3 protein-coding genes are annotated in these 1,326 nt (G+C 47.0%); all 3 read left to right on the plus strand.

Annotated features, from left to right (window positions below; genetic code table 11):
• Positions 1 to 57: 57 nt before the first annotated feature.
• Complete coding sequence (locus tag ACOCD2_RS20235; RefSeq protein ID WP_419625974.1) at positions 58 to 492, plus strand: helix-turn-helix domain-containing protein; 435 nt, start codon at positions 58 to 60, stop codon at positions 490 to 492.
• Positions 489 to 809, plus strand: a complete 321-nt coding sequence (locus tag ACOCD2_RS20240; protein ID WP_419625976.1) for a hypothetical protein — start codon at positions 489 to 491, stop codon at positions 807 to 809. The genes ACOCD2_RS20235 and ACOCD2_RS20240 overlap by 4 nt, the downstream gene beginning before the upstream one ends.
• 22 nt (positions 810 to 831) lie before the next feature.
• The coding region (locus ACOCD2_RS20245; RefSeq protein ID WP_419625977.1) for a DUF1819 family protein at positions 832 to 1,326 on the plus strand (495 nt) is incomplete at its 3' end.

The following is a 1,326-nucleotide window of genomic DNA, read 5'->3' on the forward strand; positions in this document are numbered from 1 at the left end:
AATAAAAATAAAAAAACTTTCACAAATATGGTAAATTAAACCTAAGAGTTGCTAATTATGGTGAAACCAGCGCAGCAAAAAGCAGCATTTTCCGAGGTGGGAGCGCGTATTCGGGAGGAGCGGAAAAAACTCGGGATCACTCAAAGCGCCATGGCGAAGCTCGGTGGTGTGAGTAACGCTACCCAGGGGTATTACGAGTCAGGTGAGCGTTCACCGAATACAGAGTATCTTGGTCGTTTATACAAAGAAGGCGTAGATGTTTGCTATATCGTTACCGGCCAGAAGGGCGCCAAGAGTGGCATGCCAGCAAATATAGATGTTGAGTTGCTTTCCAGTATTCAGGAAGCTGTTGACGAATGGGATTCCAAAAGAACAATCCCCGTGCGACTGAAGACCAAATCCGAATTGGTCGCATTGTTTTATGCTCAATTTGCTGAAACAGGACAGGCCAATACTGAAATCATGCGGCGTCATCTTCGGTTAGTTAAATGACCGTGAATGACGAACAAGCATTAAATTGGGAGAAACCAGTGATGACTACAAAGGCAGATATCGGACGCAAAGCAGGCAGCATTATTCGAGAAGAAGATTCTGAGCAGCGTCTGGTGTATTGGCGATTTGGCATGGGGCTGACTGTGGTCAGTATTTTCATGCTCATGATTTCTTCAAGGCTGGATCAAGGGGGACAGTTGGTATTTGGGGGTTTTTCGATTATTTCATTCCTGGTTGGCGTATACCACGTAGACAAATCCATTCGGCGGAAGGGATTGAAGCAACGTATTCGCGAAATACTCTCTCGCTGGGTATGAAGCAAAGGGTGCGGCTGTACTTGTGAATTCCCCACCCTATCGCATGTCTTTCTCCACCGGAGGGCTGTTCCTGCAAGAGTCTGTCTTGCTGGCAACCCTCTATGGAGAAAAGAAAGACTGGGATCAGGTGCGCACCGAGGTCATCGACAACAACCTGCTGCAGTCTCGAACCGTCAGTACAACCAAGCGTATTGTGCGGGAAGTCATTGGGCGCCTGCAGGAACTGGATGACCAGGAGCGGCAGCTTCTTGTGCAGGGCAATACCGAGGAACAATCCAGCCTGTTATGGCTGGCTATTTGTCGTCGCTATCCTTTTATAGCGGAATTTTCACAGGAGGTGCTGAGAGAACATGCAATGACCTACCATAATGAAATATCCGCAGACGATTTTGATGTGTTTTTCAATGCCAAAATGGAAATTTACCCTGAACTGGAAAAAATCACGGATTCCACGCGAAAAAAGCAGCGTCAGGTACTGTTCAGAATTATGCGGGAGGCGCAAATTATCGACTCGAAT

Source organism: Thiolapillus sp. (assembly GCF_048562965.1).
Classification (GTDB): Bacteria; Pseudomonadota; Gammaproteobacteria; order Chromatiales; family Chromatiaceae; genus Thiolapillus; species Thiolapillus brandeum_A.